This is a genomic window from Nocardia arseniciresistens (assembly GCF_046764875.1).
Taxonomy (GTDB): Bacteria; Actinomycetota; Actinomycetes; order Mycobacteriales; family Mycobacteriaceae; genus Nocardia; species Nocardia arseniciresistens.
On the sequence record NZ_JBKORD010000027.1, the window covers coordinates 82,708 to 101,314 of the forward strand.

Genomic DNA, 18,607 nt, shown 5'->3' on the forward strand with positions numbered 1-18,607 from the left:
TCGCGGGATCACACCCGGCATCTCGGCACATGGGCCGAGGAATGCGGACGGCGTAACGACCGCCGCCCGAGTCGCATGTTCTCGGTGTCTAGCCGATAGCATCCCCGGCCGAAAACGCGGTGGAGTTCAACCGCCACGTCTGCGTCAGCGAGTCCCGCAAGTGGCGCTTCAGCCCGCGCACCTCGAGGCTGTCCGCCCGTCGTGGATGCAGCGCCTCCTCCACCATCTGCAGGAACTGTCGACGGGTGACGCCAAAGGTCACGAGCAGCTCGCCGGCGGTGGCGCCGCCGAACGGCGCCCAACGGATCGCGAAACTGATCAGGGACTTCGCTGCCGCGTCGAGAGACTTCGCGTCCTCCATAAGTTCACACTGGCGAAGCGATGTCCGCACCCACGATGCGTCGCAGCAATGCTCAACACCGGGACGGCGCGTCGACCGCATGTGGTTCGAAGCACTCCCACGCTGCGGCGCGGGACAAACGTCGTCGTCCGCATCGGGCGTCGCGGGGCAGATGGCGAACACTGGGAATCGGTCCATCCGAAGACGTGACTCGAACCGCACGCGGATCGGCTGATCCGCGATCGGTGGGAGGTCCCCTTCGATTGTCGTATACATCCATGGACCCTCGTCGAGTTCCACGATGGCGATGGTCAATGGCGAAACCTGGGCGTGCGGACGGTTCAGACTGCGGTGTACGAGCCGCCACGACACGATCGAACCGAGACCAGATGATGGCGCCCACTCGAGATCACAGGCCCCGCACCACGAACACTCGGCGGTCAACGGCGAAAACAACCTGTTGCAGCGCCCGCAACGCCGAACCATCAATGCGGATTCGGCGCTTACGGGGTTGTCGCTGGACGCGTATGGGTGCTCGGACATGGAAACCTCAGCGTGATAGCTATGAATGCTGTCCCCACCAAGCCTCTGCTCCCCGGCGCCCGACCACGACGGTAGAACTACCCGGGATGTACCTACTTCTGCCGAGCGACAGTATTGAAATCAGCCGTCCGCGGTGTGCGATATCAAGGTGTAGCGCAGCCTGGACGGCGTCGTAGTTTCATGCCCGCATGCCTGATCCGAAGCGCCTTCCCGTTAGCTCAGTCGTCGAGATCCAAGGGGATATGCTGCGTGGTGACCCAGTTCGTGCGGGTCACCACCCAACCGGTGCCGGACCTGCGCGAGCACGGGATCGCCCAGGATGTGTCCGCGGTGGTCGCGGCCGCGATGAAGCGCGATCCTCAGCAGCAGCAGCAGCCGGCTGCCCTGGGGAGACGATCCAGCAGGCACAGTGCCGCCACGGGTTCACCGTCGACGAGATGGCGTTGCACGCCGAACCGGCCCGCGAGCGTCGGGATCGCAAGCCTGCAACGCCGGGGTGGTGTCCGCCGCTCCCAGCGGCTTCGCGGAATGCCGGCATTTTGCCGCTCGAGTTGACCAGCTTCGCCGATCGCCGCACCGAGTTGGCGGAGGTGAAGAATCTGCTGTCCTCGGCGCGGCTGGTGACATTGACCGGGATCGGCGGGGTCGGCAAGACGCGGCTGGCGTTGAGGGCGGCGGCAGGCGCGCGCAGGGAGTTCACCAACGGGCTGTGGTTGGTCGAGCTTGCCGATGCCTCAGACCCGTCGCTGCTGGTCAACGCGGTGGCGGCGACCCTGGGATTGCGTGATGATCCGGCGCGGCCGCTGGGTGAGACGGTGGTCGAATTTCTGTCCACGCAAAGTCGCTGCTGGTGTTGGACAACTGCGAGCAGTTGGTGTCGGCGGTGGCGGGGCTGGTCGAGACCTGGTTGCGGGACTGTCCGAATTTGCGGATTCTGGTCACCAGTCGCGAGCCATTGGATATCGCGGGGGAGGTGGTGCTGCTGGTGTCGCCGCTGCCGGTGCCGGATCCGGATCGGGTGCCGTCGCACCGGGGACTGCCCAAATATGACGCGGTGACCTTGTTCGCCGAGCGCGCGACCGCGGTGGTGCCGGGTCTCGAACTCTCCGACGACAACAAGGCAACCGCCGTCCGGATCTGCGCCCGGCTGGACGGATTACCGTTGGCGATCGAGCTGGCAGCTGCGCGGATGCGCACGATGTCGCCCGAGCAGATTCTGCGGCGCCTAGACGATCGGTATACGCTGCTGACCCGTGCAAGCCGCAGCGCGCCGACGCGGCAGCAAACACTGCGGTGGTGTATCGACTGGAGCTATAGGTTGTGCAGCGCAGCCGAGCAGCGGCTGTGGGCCCGGCTGTCGGTGTTCGCCGGTGGCTTCGGATCACCGCGCGCACGTCGGGTCCAGGTGTGGCTCTGACCAAGCGTGAGCGCCAGGTCGCGGACCTCATCACCCGAGGCCTCACCAACAATCAGATTGCCGCCGAACTGGTGATCTCCCCACGTACCGCCGCCGGCCACGTCGAGCACATTCTCACCAAACTCGGATTCACCTCCCGCGCACAGATCGCGGCCTGGATCGCAGAAGACGCCGAACGACACAATCATTGACCGGTCCGACCGGCGACCCTCCGCCATTGCACCCGGGACACCGGGAACAACGGCTCTTGGCTCACTTCCGTTTCCATTGCAACGTATAGCGTTTCGGCCTCGTGCGGCAGTAGGGCGTAACCCGCTGGTAGATATTGGTTTTCGCGTCAGGGGTGCGGGTTTGTCTGGTCGATCCGCTTGAAGTGCCGCTGCGGGTGTTCTGGGCCGGTCATCAGAGACTCGGGTCGGCAGTTCCACGTCGGGAAGCGATGATGACTCGTAATTTGCAGCCGGAATGGGGAGAATCGTCGAATGCTGTGTGCGCCCGGCAAATCTGTGGCTGTGCCCAGTTGATGCGCGACACACCCCGCAACCTCGATGCGTCGGGCTGGAATCCCACTATGCTTGCCACGCATTAACTATGTGGGTCTATTCAGACGTTTTCGCTGATGTACATCCGATTCGAAACGGGATCAAATATGCGAACTCGATTCGTCGTTGTCGCGACCGGTGTGGTCGCGGCCGTCCTGACTTTGGTTCTCTGGCCGGGCGCTGAGCTGAGCCATGCCCAACCGCCTGGTGCGGACGTATCCGGTGCCGGGATTCATCTGCTGACTTCGGTGGACAACATCAAAGTGGACCCACCGGGCGATCGGATGCCTAACTTCCTCATGACCTTCGCGCATGCCGCGCAGCTTTCCGGCGACTACTCGCTGACCGTGGAGGGCGATGGAATAATGTCCGGCCAGGCTGTCGCGGGGTTCCTCCTCGGGTGCGCGCTCAGTTTGGATAACGGCTTCACCGTCGGAATCGATCCCAATCAAGGGCTGTTGGCGAGTATTTCTCCCGATTTCATCGCGTCGAACGCTGCCGTCAGCCTGCCGAGTGTGCCGCTCACGCCGGGGCCCACAACGCCGAGGGTGGCCACCACTTCCCAGAGTGCCGCGACCACTTCCCAGAGTGCCGCGACCACTTCCCAGAGTGCCGCGACCACTTCCCAGAGTGCCGCGACCACTTCCCAAAGTGCCGCGACCACTTCCCAAAGTGCCGCGACCACTTCCCAAAGTGTCGCCCCCACTTCCCAAAGTGTCGCCCCCACTTCCCGGAGTGTCGTTAACACCTCTCAGAGTGCCGCTACTACCTCTCAGGGTGTCGCTACCACTTCCCAGAGTGCCGCTACTACCTCTCAGAGTGCCGCCACCACTTCCCCGAGTGCCGCCACAGATACCCCGAGTACATCGGCCAGCCCGCCCTCCGCGAGCCTCGGACCGACTGTCGGAGGCGCCCTGGGCTTGACCGAGGTCCTGGAAGCCACCTTGGCACCGGGCCAGATCACCACCGTCACGACAGTGACGGCAAACCTGGACGACAGGACAGCGTTCCCGTACCACTTCATTTTCAACAACGCGGCGTTGAACGTCGGCCAGTGTGCCGCACCGGTATCGGCTGTCCCCTTCATCACCGCCACGGTGAGTACCGCGGTGGGGACGGTGCAGACCTCTGCTTACGGCAGCCAGTTCACCTTCTGATTCCAGGAAACGAAGGCTCGAGGACGCGTGCGAGGAATTCGAGCTGGTCGGCTGGTGCCTGCTGTTGCCGATGTCTCGGTGAGGGTGGCGCGGACCAGTGCGCTCCCGGCGCGCAGGTCGATATCCGTCGGGCTTTCGTCGTTCTCGCCGGCGTCGGGGTCAGCGGTGCAGGTATCCCGGTGTGAACGATGCATCGTCCAGTCGTGGGGCGACTGATTCCCCGCCGAGTGCCTGTCGCAGGATGGCCTGTTCGTCCTGGATGACGTGCATTGCGGCGTTGATCAGGGCGAGGTGGGTGAACGCCTGGGGGTAGTTGCCCCAGTGTCGGCCGGTTCGGGGGTCGATCTCCTCGGCGTAGAGGCCCAGGGGGCTGGCGTAGGCAAGCAGTTTCTCGCACAGTTGTTTGGCGCGCTTCTTTTCGCCGATCTCCGATAGCGCCGAAACCAGCCAGAACGAGCAGATCGTGAAAGCTCCTTCCTCTCCTGCGCATCCATCGTCGGTTTCACTGACGCGGTACCGCAATACGAGGCCGTCCTCTGTCAGTTCGTCGGCGATGGCCAACACTGTGTTGCGTACCCGATCGTCGTCGGGAGGCAGGAAGCGAACCAGTGGGATGAGCAAGGTCGAAGCATCCAGCGCCGTGCTGCCGTAGTACTGGGTGAACACCCGCCGGGAGTCGACCGCGCGGGAGCATATGTCGGCGTGGATTTCATCTGCGGCCTGTTGCCAGCGATGCGCGCGTTCGAAGTCCTGGTGGATGCGGGCCAGCCGGGCGCCGCGATCGGCGGCGACCCAACACATGACTTTGCTGGAGGTGAAGTGTTGGGGCTCTCCGCGTACTTCCCAGATGCCATGGTCGGGCTCGCGCCAGTAGGTGAGGGCGCTTTTGACCGCGCGGCCCAGCAGCGACCAGGCTCGTGCGTCGATTTGGTCTTGGTTGCGCGCGTAGAGATAGACCGCGTCCAGCGCAGCGCCCCACACGTCGTGCTGGCGTTGCTGATACGCGCCGTTGCCGATGCGCACGGGGCTGGCATTTTCGTAGCCGCGCAGGTGAGTGAGGGTCTGCTCGGTGAGGTTGGTTTCGCCGCCGATGCCGTAGACAATCTGCATGTCTCGGACGTCTTCGGTCAAGTTGATGATGTACGAGAAGAATTCGTTCGCCTCCCAGCTGAAGCCCAGTGTGTACAGGCCCCAGAGCGCGAAGGCGGAGTCGCGTATCCATGAGTAGCGGTAGTCCCAATTACGTTGTCCGCCTGGGGTTTCGGGTAATGACGTGGTCGCGGCGGCGCTGATGGCGCCGGTGGGTGCGAAGGTCAGACCCTTGAGGGTCAGCGCGCTGCGGGTGAGCTGGGCGGCCCACGGATGGTCCGGAAACCGCCCGCCGGCCAGCCAGTGGCGCCAATGGTGGATTGTCCGTAGCAGCCGTTCATCGGCCTCCTCAACGGTGCGGGGCGCGTCGCGACTACCCCAGGAGAGCGCGCAAAAGCGTGTGTCACCCGCCTTCAGCAGGGTGCGGGCAAGCGCGTGCGTCCCTTCCAGCCCCAAGCGCATGTCGGTGCTCAGCGTCAGCTGTAGATCGATCCCGTCAGCGCTGGCCTGCGCGAGGTGGTAACTGTCGAGGTACTCCCATTGAGCACGATGCCTGCCGTAGTCGAAGGAAGGCTGGCAGTCGAGCCCGAACTGGATCTGCCCGTTCTCGCAGTGCACTGTCCGCAGCAGAATGTGCTCGGCGTCGTAGTCGGTAGGGGTTCGACGATGGGCGCTACGGCCGGGTTTCTGGTGCCGCCAGGGCCCGACCAGCAGCACATCGCGAACCGTCGCCCACCCTTCGCCACTGCGCCAACTCGTCTCCATGACCAACGTGCCAGGGACGTAGCGGCGATCGGTGGGCACCGTGAAGTCGGCGGGGGCGAACCGAAACGAGCCAGCGGAACGATCGAGTATGGCTGCGAAGACGCTGGGGGAGTCCATGCGAGGTAGACACATCCACTCGATGGCTCCGTTGGGGGCGATAAGTGCAGTGACCTCGCAGTCGGAGATGAAACCGTAGTCGTCGATGCGCGGGAAAGCCGTAAGCCGCGGCGTGTGTTCGATCTCGTCGTCCATGTCCTGCTCCCATCGTCATCTCGGCGCTGATATCTGGCTGGCCGTTCCGCGCGATTGCCTGGTGAGCGGCCTTCTTTCTCAACCGGACCGTGGGCGGATCGGGACATGAGTGATGTGGCGTCACTGAACAGCCCACCACCTTTTCGGTCGTGTCGGCAAGGTGGTGGGCGCCGCGATGTGATGAGTGATATCGACCCGGAAGCAAACAAACTGCGGGGCCGACACGATTCGCCGCCACTGGTGCCGAATCCGGCGTTGAATGGCGGGGCTGAGCAATCTGCGAACTATTACGCCGCCGCGCGATCGACTACTCGCTGAGGATGCGCCCTACGTCCAGGGCTGCGCATGCACCGGGGCGGTCGGCCCTCGGCGACGCTATGCCAATACCCGCTGCTCGGCCAGAGGCAGCGGCGGAATCAGTTTCGTCCAGAATTCGTGGCGGACCGCATCCCACAGCCTCGCCAGTTCCGGAAGGAGTTCTCGCGCCAGGGCAAGATCCGGGTAGTTGCTGGGGCTGAAGGATGCTACCGGCGAGGCGTCGGATGCGTTGTCCACGGAGACAATTGCGATCAGATGATGCTGAACCAAGCGCCAAGTCACACGCAGTCCGTCGACTTCCGTTCGACGCATATCATCCACTTTCGATACCTCGTCGCCGCACGCTTACCTTGTGCACGCGGCGACCATTGCCAACCGGCCGCGCCCGGCTGTGTGCCACCCTCTCGGATGGCAACTCGGCACGGCTGCGGATGCACCGCTGGAGGTGCCCGCTAGGCCAGGTCGGGTTCTCGGACATGGGTGATTCCTGCTTCGATCGTGACGTCTGCGCGTCAAGGTATCTGGGTGGGGTAATTCACACCTCTTGAACATAAGACATTAGAGTTCATAGTTCAAGAGCTCCGCAGTGAAGATCGCGTTAAGTGCATTAAGTACCGCCGAGTGAGGCAGGTCACGTGAGAAACTCTAACTTTAGAGTTCATAGTTCAAGTGTTAGCTGGCTAGAATCATGTCATGTCCCCGCCATCCGAGGAGTCGCATTGCCCCACCAGGAAAGGGCCGGATTGAGCGCCCTCGGCGCGGTACTGTCACCGCTCGAGGGCAGCGGTCCGAAAGCTGATGCCGTGGTGCAGCGGTTGTCTGCTGCGATCAGCCTCGGTGTGATGGTCGACGGCCAGCAGTTGCCGAGCGAGACCGACCTCGCCAACCAGTTGGGTATATCGACAATGACCCTGCGGGAGGCGCTGGTCATACTTCGGCAGCAGGGCATCGTGCACACCAAGCGCGGGCGCGGGGGCGGCAGCTTCATCAGCGCTTCGGCGGAGGTCTTCGAGAACACCTCGCTGGCGCGGTTGCAACAGATGAGCATCCAGGAACTGCGCGATCTGGGGGACGAGCACTTCGCCGTCACCGGAGCGATTGCTGTTTTTGCCGCGCGCCGCGGGGTGCGGGCCGACATAATCCGGCTCCGCGCCCTGAGTGACCGACTGAAGGACAGCACCGAACTCGTCGCAGCACGCCGCGCCGACAGCCGCTTTCATATCGAGATGGCGGTGTGCGCGCAGTCCCCCCGGCTGACCCGTGCCGAGGTCGGTCTGCAGGCCGAGCTCTCCGCCTTGCTCTGGCTGCCGCGGCTGAAACTGGCCCCGGCGGCTGAGGCGGCTGCCCATCGTGACCTGGTGGACGCGATCGAACGGGAAGACGATGCCAAGGCGAGAGAACTGGCAGAATCGCGTACAGAATCACGCATCCGCCGCCTCGTCGCCCTACGCTTGGAGCTCAGTGATCGATGAGCGACACCGATAACTTCCCGGCCCCGGCAACTGTCGAGTCGCTCGCGGATTCCGTCGCAAAACTGGCCGACGAGATCTACTTGTCGCTGGCGATCATCGGGACCGCGCTCACAACCCTGTGGGGTGATCTCACCGAGAAGCTGCGGTCCGCTCCCCAGTCGTCGGATCTGGCCCCGCTGCGCGAGACCATTGCCGGCGAGCTCGAACGGCGCGGAAAGCTGTTCAGCGGCGCAGGCGTAGTGATGGCCGACGGCGTGCTCGCGGATCGCCCCCGACACCTGGAATGGTGGCTTCCGGACGCGCAACGCTTGATGCTGGAATTGAATCCCGATAGCGAATACTTCTACGACTACACCAAAATGGACTGGTTCTCGATTCCGCGCGAGCAGGATCGGCGATGGGTGCAGGGGCCGCACCTCGATTACGCGTGCGGCGATCAGTACGTCTGCACATTCTCGATACCGGTCACGACCACATCGGGAACATTCCTCGGAATCGCCGGTGCCGATGTGCCGGTTGCCGCGATCGAGGAGGTCTTGCTTCCGCGATTCCAGGCATCCATTCAGCGGGTGGTGTTGGTCAACGGCGAAGGCCGCGTCATTATGGGGACCGATCCCGATTTCACGACCGGATCCAAGACGAGCCGGATGGACAAATCTGTTCCGACAATCCCGATCGAGGCGATGCCTTGGTCGTTGCGTCCGCTGGGATCTATGCAACGCTGAATTCCATGACAGGTACGGCTCCGAAGAACATGGAGTGGATCCCGGGCGGGACGTTCTGGATGGGTTCCCAAAACTTCTATCCGGAAGAAAGTCCCGTTCGTCAGGCCACTGTGGATGGCTTCTGGGTGGATACCCATCCGGTAACAGTGGCGGAGTTTCGGCGGTTCATGAAGGACACCGGACACGTCACCACCGCAGAGACACCGCCGGATCCGGCGCGGCACCCGGAAGCAGACCCGTCGTTGCTGGTGCCCGGTTCTTTGGTATTCACCCCCACCCCGGGACCGGTGCCGCTCGACGACTACCGGCGCTGGTGGTCGTTTACGCCGGGTGCGGATTGGCGCCATCCGCAGGGACCCGGCAGCAATCTCGATGGACGGCAACACCATCCGGTCACCCAAGTGTCCTGGTTCGACGCCTCGGCCTTCGTCCAGTGGGCCGGCAAGGAACTGCCGACCGAAGCGGAGTGGGAATTCGCCGCCCGGGGTGGCCTGGACCGGCAACCGTTCGTGTGGGGCGCAACGCACGAACCTGGCGGCAGGCGCGCCGCCAACGTCTGGCAGGGCCGGTTTCCCTGGGAGAACCTCAATGGGGACGGCGCCATAGGCACGTCGCGAGTGGGCAGGTTCCCGCCGAACGGCTATCTACTCAGCGATATGGCGGGCAACGTGTGGGAGTGGACGGTTGACTACTACACCGCCGACCACTCCGAGGCGGGCAAGACCGTGGAACCGACCGCCTGCTGCATACCCGCCGACCCACGCAAGGTAGTTGCGCCAACGCCTGAGCCCGGCGAGCCGTACGCACGCCGGGTGATCAAAGGCGGCTCGTACCTGTGCGCGCCGAACTACTGCCTGCGATATAGACCCGCCGCACGTCAGGGCCAGACCGAGGAGACCTCCACCTGTCACATCGGTTTCCGATGCATCATCAGACCGTAATGGCGGAAACCTTTCTACATAGGTTCAATCGGGCACCAGCGGTCATTCGCGGGAGAGCATGGCGACGGCTTCGCGTTCGAGGTCGACGTAGGGTTCGCCGCTGACATCCACGGCCACCCGGTGCAATGTGCCACCGGTGAACGCCCACGGAGCGGATCCTGGGTAGTCGTCGGTGACCGATTCCCCGCTGTCGCGGCCGGCGTGCAGACCCTCGCCGGCGAGGCTGAACCTACCGGCCTGGGTTTTGATGCGTCCCGCACCGACCTTGCGGCCACCGTAGTACAGGCTCATGACGCCATGAGCGGTGCCGGGCGGGTCCTCACCGTCCTTCTCGAAAGAGGCTGCCAGGATCAGCTTCTGCCCGGTCGGCAGGTCCTCGGACGCGCTGATCTTCTGTTCCTCGCTGCCGAGGAAGTTGTAGACATAGTGCAGCCGATTGTCCTTGACATAGAGGGCGTGCCCGCCGAACCGGCCGCCATGGGAGAACAGCACCCCGGCCGCGCCCGGTTCGGGGATGTCGACAAGCGCGCCGATCGAGTACGAGCGATTGCGGATATTGACCGCTACCGACTCGGGCACCTCGGCTCCACCGGGACGGTAGACGTATCGGTTGCGGGGCGGCGCGAGCTGCGGACGCGGGGTGGTGACGATCTCGACGGCGGCACGGTCGTCGAGCGGCAACGCCTGGTTCGCACCTGCCTCGTGGAACCACAACCCGACCAGCTCGGCGAGCCGCACGGGCTCCTCGGCGGCGAGATCGCGAAGCTCCGATCGGTCCACCTGGCAGTGGTAGAGCTCCCAGGTGTCCTCGGGGAAGTGGCCCCAGCCGCTGATCGCGGGGTGGGTGGTGACAGCCTTCCAGCCGTCGTGCCAGATACCTCGGGTGCCGAGCATCGAATAGAACTGGGTGCGCTTGGCAGTGGGAATGTTGGCGGCGTCGAAGCTGTAGCGCATGCTCACACCCTGCACGGGGTGTTGGGTGTACCCCTTGACCGTGTCCGGAAGTTCGATGCCGATGCAGTCCAACAACGTCGGGACTACGTCGATCGCGTGGTGATACTGGTCTCGGGTCTCGCCCCGCGCCGCGATCCCTGCGGGCCACGAGAAGATGCACGGGTCGGCGGTGCCGCCGTTGAACGAGTAGCGTTTCCACATCTTGAAAGGTGTGTTGAAGGCCATCGCCCACCCGTTCGGGTAGTGGTTGTAGGTCTTGGTGCCACCAAGCTCGTCCAGTTTGGCGAGATTTTCCGCCAGATCGTCCGGTACACCGTTGGCGAACTTGTTCTCGTTGACCGACCCGGTGGGCCCGCCTTCACCGCTGGCGCCGTTGTCGGAGACCACCACGATGATGGTGTTGTCGAGCTCCTCGATGTCCTCGAGATAGTCCAGCAGCCGACCGATCTGGTCGTCGCAGTGCGAGACGAATCCTGCGTACACCTCGGCCATCCGGGCGAACAGCCGTTTCTCGTCGTCGGAGAGGGTGTCCCACGGTTTGGTGTAGTCCAATTCCGGGAAGGGTTTCCCATCGGGTCCGGTGCGGGTATCGGGGGTGCCGATCGGGTTCAGCGGCGGCAATTCGGTGTCGGCGGGGACCAGACCCATTTCCTTCTGCCGGGCCAGGATCTGCTCCCGCATCGCCTCGTAGCCGGTGTCGAACCGGCCGCGGTAGCGGTCTGCCCACTCGCGGGGCACCTGGTGCGGGGCGTGGGCGCAGCCCGGCGCGTAGTACAGGAACACCGGCCGGTCCGGGGCGATCGCCTTGACGTCGCCGATGTAGTCGAGGGCCTTGTCGGTGATGTCGACACTGAAGTGGTAGCCCTGCTCCGGGGTGGCGGGCTGCTCGACGGGATGGTTGTCATGGACCAGGTCGGGGTACCACTGGTTCGTCTCGGCGCCGAGGAAGCCGTAGAAGCGCTCGAATCCGCGGCCGATCGGCCAATTCCTTTTGGTGGACGCCAAATTCATCTCGTCCTCGGCACACAGATGCCATTTGCCGACCATCGCGGTGGAAAAGCCTTGCTCGACCAGGACCTCGGCGAGGGTGGCGCATTCCGGCGGGATGTGCCCGTTCGCGCCGGGGAAGCCGACCGCCGCCTCGCTGATGCATGCCATGCCGTTGGCGGTGTGGTTACGGCCGGTCAGCAGGCAGGATCGGGTCGGGGAGCACAGTGCCGTGGTGTGCCACTGGCCGTAGCGCAGACCGTTGGCCGCGATCCGGTCGATGTTCGGGGTGTCGATCGGGCCGCCGTAGCAGCCCATGGCCCCGAAACCTACGTCGTCGAGCACGATGTACAGCACGTTCGGCGACCCCGGTGGCGCCTTCGGTTGCTCGTACGGACCCCAATCGGGGATCGAGTCGCGAATGTCGAGATTGACGAGACCTCTGAATGGCTTGGCCATTGCTTGCTCCTCGTACAGGGGGTCCCCCTCGTCATCCACTACACCACCACCAAACCCACTTGAACAGGGCTGTTAGTGCAGGTAAACGTGCGTAGCAAGACTTACCTCGAAGGCTGCTGGAGGCGACTCCCGATGACTGATCACGTGCCGATCGACGAACCAGATCGCCTCGAGCAGGCTCAGCGTGGGCACTGGCAGCATCGCGAGTTGTGGGTATCTACATCAGGCGCTACTGGCCGGGAGCGCGGTTGTGCTGCCCTGCCACGCCTGTGCCAGGGCGTTCTGCAAGTGACGCTTCAGCCCGCGCATATTGTCGCTATCGGTCTGCTGGGGGTGCAGCGCCTCGTCCAGCATTTGCAGGAACCGCCCACGGGTCACACCAAAGGTAACGAGCAGTTCGCCAGTCGTGGCGCCGCCGAATGGCGCCCATCGGATTGCGAAACCGATCAACGACTTCGCAGCAGTGTCGAGGACCCGCGCGCCCTCCATAAGTTCGCATTGGCGAAGCGATGTCCGTACCCACCACGCGTCGTAGCGATGTTCGACATCGGGACGAGGCGTCGACCGCTCATCGTTCGAAGCGCTGTCGCACTGTGGCGCGGGACGGGCGCCTTCCGAATCCGGCGGCGCGGGGCAGACAGCGAACACCGGAAACCGATCCACCCGAGGACGCGGCTCGAATCGCACCCGGACCGGCCCGTCCGAAATCGGTGCGACAACCCCTTCGATTGTCGCGTACACCCACGGGCCCTCGTCGAGTTCCACGATGGCGATCGTCAATGGCACCACCTGGGCGTGCGGACCGCTCACACTACGGTTTACCAGCCGCCACGACACGATCGAACCGAGACCGGACGACGGCGACCAGTCGAGATCCCAGGACCGGCACGACGAACACTCGGCGATGAGTGGCGCGAACAACTTGTCACAGCGTCCACAACGCCGAATCATCATTACGGTTTTGGTGGCGATGGTGCTGCCATTGGACTCGTATATGTGCTCGGACATGGAGACCTCGGTGTGATAGCTAGTTGTGCTTCCTCACCAAGCGTCGCGTTTTCGGTGCCCGACCACGACGGTAAAACTACCCACGGGCATACCCATTTCTGCCGATCCGTCCTAGCCATTAGGACCAATCGGACAGACATCGCGGGCCCGGGTCTGTGCGGTCGACAGTGCTATTGCAATAAATGTGAACGCGCGGTCCAGGCGGCTATCTGTGCCCGCGACGAGTAGTCGAGTTTGCAGAGAATATTCTGCAGGTGACGATCGATGGTGCGCGGCGACACCACGAGCCGTTGGGCGATCTGCCGATTGCTGAGACCCTGTGCGACGAGCTCGGCTACCTGCCGTTCGCGGGCCGTGAGCATGGTGTCCGGTTGCTCTGCCGGCTCTTGGGCGATCGGGCTGGGGTCGAGTGCGTAGCGGATCGCCTGGGCATGGTCCAGCGCCGCACCGTGCGCTCTTTCCGCGCTTTGCACTGCCTGCCGCAGCGACTGTGCGAGAGTGTTCTCGCAGGCTGAGTGCTGTGCTCCCAGATGTGGTCCGAACGCCGCGAGCGATGCGCCGATGCGCCGCCACACCGACCCGATCGCGCCCATCAGCCGCGCCGCATGCCGGTATTCGCCGCGGGCGGCGGCGATCCAGGCCAGTAACTCCATCATCAGCGCCGCGCCGACATGGTCATTGAATTCGCGCTGGATCTCGAGTGCGGCGCGCGTCGACTCGACCGCATTGTCGTATTCGCCATGGATGTACTGGCTGTAGCCGAGTGTCCAGAGTGAATAGGATTTGGTCCACCGCTCACCCCGCCGGTCGGCCAGTTCGATACCCCGGCGGGCCGTCGCCTCCGCGCTGCGGTCACCGGCGTGCGCTTGTGCCATGGCGAGCTGAAACAGTGTCATGCCGACCACATCATCGTCGTCCGAATAGTCCTCGACAGTCTGCTCAAAGGCCGCGATGGCCGGTGCGAGATGCCCAGGGAGCAACTCCGCCGTGCCGCGCAGACAACTCACCCAGCCCAGCGCGTGGCGGTCGCCAAGCGCCGTCGCATCCGCCGCGCATCTGTCGAGCGCCGCGGTGGCCGCTTCGAGGTCGCCGAGCAGCAGCCGCACCCACCCCGCAACCCATAGTGCGGAGATCCGGTGCGGGCCGGATCGGTCGGCGACACGCAGCGCCCTATCGGTCCACCGCCGTCCCTCACCGAGGAACCCGTCGGCGCACCAGTGATAGCGCATGGCGGTGACCAGCGCCAGTGCTTCACGGTCGGCCGCCGGTGTGCTCGTCGCCCAGTCCAGCGCCGTTCGGAGGTTGTCGCGCTCGGCGCGCAACTCGGTGAGTCCGGCGGCTTGGCCGGGTCCGTTCCAGGCTCCGGCGATCCGCTCGGCGAGCGCGAGGTAGTGGTCGCATTGCCGCTTGCGCAGGGCGTCGGTCTCGTCCCGCTCGGTCAGCCGATGCCACCCGTATTCACGGATGGTTTCCAGCATCCGGTACCGCGGCGGACCGTCGGTCGGCACGGGCGCCAGGATCGACTGCGCGACCAGATGGTCGATCAGGTCCAGAATGTGCTCACGCGGCAGGTCGGGACCAGCGCACACGCCCTCGGCCGCAGCGAGGGTGAATCCGCCCGCGAACACCGACAGTCGCGCCCACAGCAGCCGTTCAGGTGGCCGGCACAGCTCGTAGCTCCAGTCGATCAGGGCCCACAGTGTCCGCTGCCGCGGCGCAGCGCCTCGCATACCGCCGGCCAACAGCACAAACCGGTCCTTGAGTCGGTCCAGGACCGCAGGCAGCGACAGCGACCGCAGCCGGGACGCGGCGAGCTCGATGGCGAGCGGAATCCCATCCAGACGCTCGCATACTCGCGCCACCACATCCGCATCACGCTCGGTCAGCGTCAAGTCCGGGCGCACCGCCCGAGCCCGCTCCACCAGCATGGTCGGCGCATCGTAGGCAGCCAGCGACCCGAGCGTGACCGGATCGTACGGGCTGGGCATCGACAGCGTCGGGACCGTGTACACGTGCTCGCCCGCGACGCCGAGCAATTCGCGACTGGTGGTCAGAATCCGTAGCTCGGCGCAGGATCTCAGCAGCAGGTTGCACAGCGCCCCGCACATATCAACCAGGTGTTCGCAGTTGTCCAGCACGACCAACGCCTGCAGATCGGCGAAGTGCTCGACGAGCTGCTCCTCGACGGTTCGGTTCGATACGTCGACAATTGCCAGGCTGCTCAGGACCGCCCGTGCCACCAGATCGGCATCGCCGACGCCGGATAGGTCCACCAGCCACGCCCCGTCCGGAAATGACCGGCCGGAAACGGCTGCGACCTCGCTGGCGAGCCGAGTCTTTCCGACACCGCCCACACCGGTGAGCGTGACCAACCGTGCCGTGGCGAGTAGCTCCCGGACCTCACGGATCTCCCGTTGCCGTCCGACGAAACTGGTCACCGCGAATGGCAGGTTACCGACCACATGAGTGGGCTTACGTCGCCCCATGAGATCCAATCTAGCGTGCGCGAACTGCGGATATGGGTGCACGAATGGGTGTTTTTACCCATGTCCGCACGCGCGGGACCTGTGAGGCTCGGGCAATGACATCTCACCGAGCGTGCCTGATCGATGGGTGTCGCCAAAGGCACGAGCTACGCCTACGACAACCGGGGGTCGGCGTTGAATGACGTACGTCGGACCGAATTCGACGGATTGCGCGTGACGTGGCGATTGATTCAGAATCATCTGATTTCGATCGTCGATGTGCACAACGCATCCGACGCCTTACCGGTTCTATCGTTCGGCCCCGCCGCCTATCCGGATCTGGTGCAAGCACGAGAACTACATCCAGGACTGACCAAGCTGTGGGACGCGGTGCGCCACGACTTCTGGACCACTCTCATTCCGCCATGCCCGAGTAGTGGCATCCGATGGCAATGGGCATGACAGCCATTGCGTGGCCGGAAGCATCGCCGTCGATCGTAGAGCGATCCAATTCTGCAAGTATCGGAACCAGGCTCGCCCATCCACTGTTGCGTGGCACGGTCGGGCTCGGGTTGGCTGTCCTGACGCGGATCGGTGGTTACAGTCAGCTCGAGCAACTGCTTTGGCTCAGCCGTCTCATCGACCTACCGGCCGCCGCGCTCGTCCCTCCGAACGGCACCGAACGCCGGACCGTTCAGTTGAAGAATTTCCGCGCCGAATGGTTGTGGCACGACGAGCTGGCCGACCCGCGACAACAACAAGATTCGGCACTGCTGTACTTCCACGGCGGCGGATACATCGGCGGCGGACTGAATACTCATCGGCGCCTCGTCGCCAAAATCGGTCGTGCCAGCTGGATGCCCGCACTGAACGTCGACTACCGACAGTTACCCAGCGCGCATTTCACCGAGACGCTCGATGACGCCGTCGCGTCGTATGAATACCTGCTCGAGCAGGGATTCCGGCCTGAGCGCATCATCGTCTCCGGTGATTCGGCCGGCGGCGGGCTCGCCTTCCGGCTGGCGCTGGCAATCCGGGAACGTGGGTTGCCGATGCCAGGCGGTTTTCCGCGATCGCACCGTGGGCGGACTTCGACTCGAAGATCCGCAACGCCCATCCCAACCGACACCGCGATTCCTACATACCCACTCGGGCCCTGGATTTGATCGCGCGGCACGGCGTTGCCCGCGACGGCGAACTCGACCCGACATCGTCGCCGGTCAACCACGACTTCACCGGTCTGCCACCGGTCTTGATCCAGGTCGGCTCCACCGAATGCCTGCTGCCCGACGCCGTGATGCTGGCCCGGCGCTGCGTCCAAGCGAATGTCCCGGTCCGGCTGCAGGTCTGGGACCGTGCGCCGCACGTGCACCATGTCGCCGCGGATCTCCTCTCCGATGCCAGAGCCGCGATCCGCGACCTGGGGCAGTTCCACCGCCAAGTGAGCGCCGTACGCCTGGACTCTGCGTCCTGAGGCACGCCCGCGCCGAGCTTATTGCTGGTTTCGTGCGGATCCTGGTGCCGCTGGATGGCTTACCACGGTCACTGTGCTCGCTCGGCTTGGTCGTCCGCGTGGCGGTGATCCGAGCTGCGAGGATTTCATCACCGAGTTGTGTCGTATCTGCCGTGTTGCCCTGAAATGCTCGACGACAGTGCCATCGGCCGAGGGGCAGATCGGATACACAGTGTCATTCTTTTCGATATCTTCTGCTCTCTCTTCGGCGTGTCGCTGGAGGTTTGCTAGCAGTAGCGCTTGAATTCAGCCTGACTGCTCGACGAATGTCACGCACAACTCGTGGAGGTCAAGGTCTTGACTCGTCCCTATCTTCTTACCTTCGGCAGCAGGCGCAGCGGTTGCGCCCGTGTCCTCGGTGCATTCGGTGGTGTGGCGCTCGCGCTGACGCTGGCGACTGCGGCAACCGCGGAGCCGCTGTATCCGAATCCCGATCCCGACCCGTTCTACGCCGCCCCGGCGGATCTGGCGGCGCACGGACCCGGTGACGTGCTCGGCGTGCGGGGAATGCCGCCGCTGCCCCTCTTCCCCGGCGCCACCGTCACATTGGTCAAGTTCCGGTCCACCGACTCACATGGTGCGCCGATCGCGGCGACCACAACGGTCCTTACCCCCGCCGGTCATCGGCCGGACGCACCGTTGCTGTCGTATCAGCATTTCATCAATGCGCTCGGCACCGGCTGCGCGGTATCGCACACGCTGTACGACGGCGATCTGAATCTGACGGCGACGACGCCGATGTTGAACGCGGTGCTGCAGCAGGGGTGGAGCATCGCGCTGCCGGATCATCTCGGCCCGCAGTTCGCCCTCGGAGCCGCGCGTTTGGGTGGCCATATCGTATTGGACGGCATCCGGGCGGTGAAACGGCTGCCCGAACTCGCCGTGCAGCACGGCCCAGTGGCGATGGCCGGCTACTCCGGTGGCGGCCTGGCCACGGCATGGGCGGCAGCTCTGCAGCCGTCGTACGCAAGTGAGCTGCAGCTCGTGGGCGCGGCCATCGGCGGCTTCCCGGCGAACCTGGTGACGATGGCGCAGGCGCTGGGCTACGAACCGCACCCGGCCTTCGGGCTGGCCATGGCAGCGGCGGTCGGCCTGGAGCGGGAGTACCCGGATCGACTGCCGGTCAGCTCGTATCTCAGCCCGCGTGGCCTTGCGATCCGAGACGCCATGGCCAACAGCTGCACCAACAATATCCTCGCCATCGGCGCCAACGGCAGCGCTCGCGAGGTGGCCACCACCATGTCGGTTTTCGACATTCCCGCGGCCCGGTCGGTGGTGGAGGAGAACAGTCTGGAGCTCTACTCCGGGGTGCCGGAAATACCGATGTTCGAATGGCATTCGCCGAGCGACCCGCTGATTCCTGTCGACGCCATCGACAACACCGACCGCCGCTGGTGCGCGGCGGGGGTGCGGTTGGAGACGCTGCGGGTGTCCGCGCCTGAACACTTGACCGCGGCAGTAGAGGGCGCCCCCGCGGTACTGCAGTGGCTCGACGGCCGGGTTCGCGGCGAGCCCGCGCCCGCCAACTGCTGAGATCCGACGGGGATCGTCAGGGGTCCCACATACCCTCCGCTATGTCGACGGTCGCGCGGCCCCCCCCAACGGGGGGGGGGGCGCCAGGCGGGGGCCCCCCGCCCACCCAGTGAAAAAACAAAGAAAC

General features: G+C 64.6%; 16 protein-coding genes and 1 pseudogene. 10 read left to right on the forward strand and 7 right to left on the reverse strand.

Annotated elements, in window-relative coordinates; all coding sequences use genetic code 11:
• Nucleotides 1-88 precede the first annotated feature (88 nt).
• Entirely contained in the window at nucleotides 89-883 is a 795-nt protein-coding gene (locus ACLMAJ_RS35695) for a Zn-ribbon domain-containing OB-fold protein (RefSeq protein WP_412018315.1), read from the reverse strand.
• Between the two features lie 249 nt (nucleotides 884-1,132).
• On the opposite strand from ACLMAJ_RS35695, the pseudogene ACLMAJ_RS35700 reads away from it, so the two are divergent.
• Both ACLMAJ_RS35700 and ACLMAJ_RS35705 read left to right on the forward strand, forming a co-directional pair.
• Nucleotides 1,133-2,285, forward strand: a pseudogene (locus ACLMAJ_RS35700) (ATP-binding protein); the annotation flags it as partial.
• Nucleotides 2,286-2,290: 5 nt separating this feature from the next.
• On the forward strand, nucleotides 2,291-2,491 hold the full coding sequence (locus ACLMAJ_RS35705; RefSeq protein WP_412018316.1) for a response regulator transcription factor: 201 nt from the start codon (nucleotides 2,291-2,293) through the stop codon (nucleotides 2,489-2,491).
• Nucleotides 2,492-2,943: 452 nt separating this feature from the next.
• Here ACLMAJ_RS35705 and ACLMAJ_RS35710 read toward each other — a convergent pair whose 3' ends face one another.
• The gene (locus tag ACLMAJ_RS35710) at nucleotides 2,944-3,294 is read right to left on the reverse strand and encodes a hypothetical protein (protein ID WP_412018338.1); all 351 of its coding nucleotides are present in this window, start codon (nucleotides 3,292-3,294) and stop codon (nucleotides 2,944-2,946) included.
• Between ACLMAJ_RS35710 and ACLMAJ_RS35715 the strand changes: the two genes are divergently transcribed.
• Nucleotides 3,190-3,999 carry an MspA family porin gene (locus ACLMAJ_RS35715; RefSeq protein WP_412018334.1) on the forward strand — a complete coding sequence of 270 codons (810 nt, stop codon included), beginning with the start codon at nucleotides 3,190-3,192 and terminating at the stop codon, nucleotides 3,997-3,999. The two genes, ACLMAJ_RS35710 and ACLMAJ_RS35715, sit on opposite strands and share 105 nt — an antisense overlap.
• Nucleotides 4,000-4,158: 159 nt before the next feature.
• Here the strand turns inward: ACLMAJ_RS35715 and ACLMAJ_RS35720 are convergent, their stop codons facing one another.
• A complete protein-coding gene (locus ACLMAJ_RS35720) occupies nucleotides 4,159-6,105 on the reverse strand; it encodes a glycoside hydrolase family 15 protein (RefSeq protein ID WP_412018317.1) in 1,947 nt (648 codons plus the stop codon).
• 375 nt (nucleotides 6,106-6,480) lie between these two features.
• Nucleotides 6,481-6,735, reverse strand: coding sequence for a hypothetical protein (locus tag ACLMAJ_RS35725; protein WP_412018318.1), 255 nt, complete (start codon nucleotides 6,733-6,735; stop codon nucleotides 6,481-6,483).
• Nucleotides 6,736-7,166: 431 nt separating this feature from the next.
• Here ACLMAJ_RS35725 and ACLMAJ_RS35730 point away from each other — a divergent pair, with 431 nt between their 5' ends.
• The 3 genes from ACLMAJ_RS35730 to ACLMAJ_RS35740 are packed head-to-tail and all read left to right on the forward strand — an operon-like array spanning nucleotide 7,167 to nucleotide 9,561.
• Complete coding sequence (locus tag ACLMAJ_RS35730) at nucleotides 7,167-7,895, forward strand: FadR/GntR family transcriptional regulator (RefSeq protein ID WP_412018319.1); 729 nt, start codon at nucleotides 7,167-7,169, stop codon at nucleotides 7,893-7,895.
• On the forward strand, nucleotides 7,892-8,620 hold the full coding sequence (locus ACLMAJ_RS35735) for a PDC sensor domain-containing protein (RefSeq protein WP_412018320.1): 729 nt from the start codon (nucleotides 7,892-7,894) through the stop codon (nucleotides 8,618-8,620). The genes ACLMAJ_RS35730 and ACLMAJ_RS35735 overlap by 4 nt, the downstream gene beginning before the upstream one ends.
• A gap of 5 nt (nucleotides 8,621-8,625) precedes the next feature.
• On the forward strand, nucleotides 8,626-9,561 hold the full coding sequence (locus ACLMAJ_RS35740) for a formylglycine-generating enzyme family protein (RefSeq protein ID WP_412018321.1): 936 nt from the start codon (nucleotides 8,626-8,628) through the stop codon (nucleotides 9,559-9,561).
• A 42-nt stretch (nucleotides 9,562-9,603) separates the two neighbouring features.
• Here the strand turns inward: ACLMAJ_RS35740 and ACLMAJ_RS35745 are convergent, their stop codons facing one another.
• From ACLMAJ_RS35745 to ACLMAJ_RS35755, 3 genes are all read right to left on the reverse strand, one after another.
• Nucleotides 9,604-11,961: an arylsulfatase gene (locus ACLMAJ_RS35745; protein WP_412018322.1), complete on the reverse strand. Its 2,358-nt coding sequence runs from the start codon at nucleotides 11,959-11,961 to the stop codon at nucleotides 9,604-9,606.
• A 222-nt stretch (nucleotides 11,962-12,183) separates the two neighbouring features.
• Nucleotides 12,184-12,969 carry a Zn-ribbon domain-containing OB-fold protein gene (locus tag ACLMAJ_RS35750; protein WP_412018323.1) on the reverse strand — a complete coding sequence of 262 codons (786 nt, stop codon included), beginning with the start codon at nucleotides 12,967-12,969 and terminating at the stop codon, nucleotides 12,184-12,186.
• Nucleotides 12,970-13,139: 170 nt separating this feature from the next.
• On the reverse strand, nucleotides 13,140-15,455 hold the full coding sequence (locus ACLMAJ_RS35755; protein WP_412018325.1) for an ATP-binding protein: 2,316 nt from the start codon (nucleotides 15,453-15,455) through the stop codon (nucleotides 13,140-13,142).
• Between the two features lie 123 nt (nucleotides 15,456-15,578).
• Here ACLMAJ_RS35755 and ACLMAJ_RS35760 point away from each other — a divergent pair, with 123 nt between their 5' ends.
• From ACLMAJ_RS35760 to ACLMAJ_RS35775, 4 genes are all read left to right on the forward strand, one after another.
• A complete protein-coding gene (locus ACLMAJ_RS35760; RefSeq protein ID WP_412018327.1) occupies nucleotides 15,579-15,896 on the forward strand; it encodes a hypothetical protein in 318 nt (105 codons plus the stop codon).
• Complete coding sequence (locus ACLMAJ_RS35765) at nucleotides 15,893-16,600, forward strand: alpha/beta hydrolase fold domain-containing protein (protein ID WP_412018328.1); 708 nt, start codon at nucleotides 15,893-15,895, stop codon at nucleotides 16,598-16,600. Before ACLMAJ_RS35760 ends, ACLMAJ_RS35765 begins: the two co-directional genes overlap by 4 nt.
• A complete protein-coding gene (locus ACLMAJ_RS35770) occupies nucleotides 16,537-16,908 on the forward strand; it encodes an alpha/beta hydrolase (RefSeq protein WP_412018335.1) in 372 nt (123 codons plus the stop codon). The genes ACLMAJ_RS35765 and ACLMAJ_RS35770 overlap by 64 nt, the downstream gene beginning before the upstream one ends.
• Before the next feature lie 411 nt (nucleotides 16,909-17,319).
• Nucleotides 17,320-18,480: a lipase family protein gene (locus ACLMAJ_RS35775; RefSeq protein WP_412018336.1), complete on the forward strand. Its 1,161-nt coding sequence runs from the start codon at nucleotides 17,320-17,322 to the stop codon at nucleotides 18,478-18,480.
• Nucleotides 18,481-18,607 lie beyond the last annotated feature (127 nt).

Bases quoted from the DNA above. Each gene is read 5' to 3' on its own strand.
- ACLMAJ_RS35695 (WP_412018315.1), bottom strand. From the start codon at position 883: ATGTCCGAGCACCCATACGCGTCCAGCGACAACCCCGTAAGCGCCGAA.
- ACLMAJ_RS35720 (WP_412018317.1), bottom strand. From the start codon at position 6,105: ATGGACGACGAGATCGAACACACGCCGCGGCTTACGGCTTTCCCGCGC.
- ACLMAJ_RS35725 (WP_412018318.1), bottom strand. From the start codon at position 6,735: ATGCGTCGAACGGAAGTCGACGGACTGCGTGTGACTTGGCGCTTGGTT.
- ACLMAJ_RS35735 (WP_412018320.1), top strand. From the start codon at position 7,892: ATGAGCGACACCGATAACTTCCCGGCCCCGGCAACTGTCGAGTCGCTC.
- ACLMAJ_RS35740 (WP_412018321.1), top strand. From the start codon at position 8,626: ATGACAGGTACGGCTCCGAAGAACATGGAGTGGATCCCGGGCGGGACG.
- ACLMAJ_RS35745 (WP_412018322.1), bottom strand. From the start codon at position 11,961: ATGGCCAAGCCATTCAGAGGTCTCGTCAATCTCGACATTCGCGACTCG.
- ACLMAJ_RS35750 (WP_412018323.1), bottom strand. From the start codon at position 12,969: ATGTCCGAGCACATATACGAGTCCAATGGCAGCACCATCGCCACCAAA.
- ACLMAJ_RS35755 (WP_412018325.1), bottom strand. From the start codon at position 15,455: ATGGGGCGACGTAAGCCCACTCATGTGGTCGGTAACCTGCCATTCGCG.
- ACLMAJ_RS35760 (WP_412018327.1), top strand. From the start codon at position 15,579: ATGGGTGTCGCCAAAGGCACGAGCTACGCCTACGACAACCGGGGGTCG.
- ACLMAJ_RS35765 (WP_412018328.1), top strand. From the start codon at position 15,893: ATGACAGCCATTGCGTGGCCGGAAGCATCGCCGTCGATCGTAGAGCGA.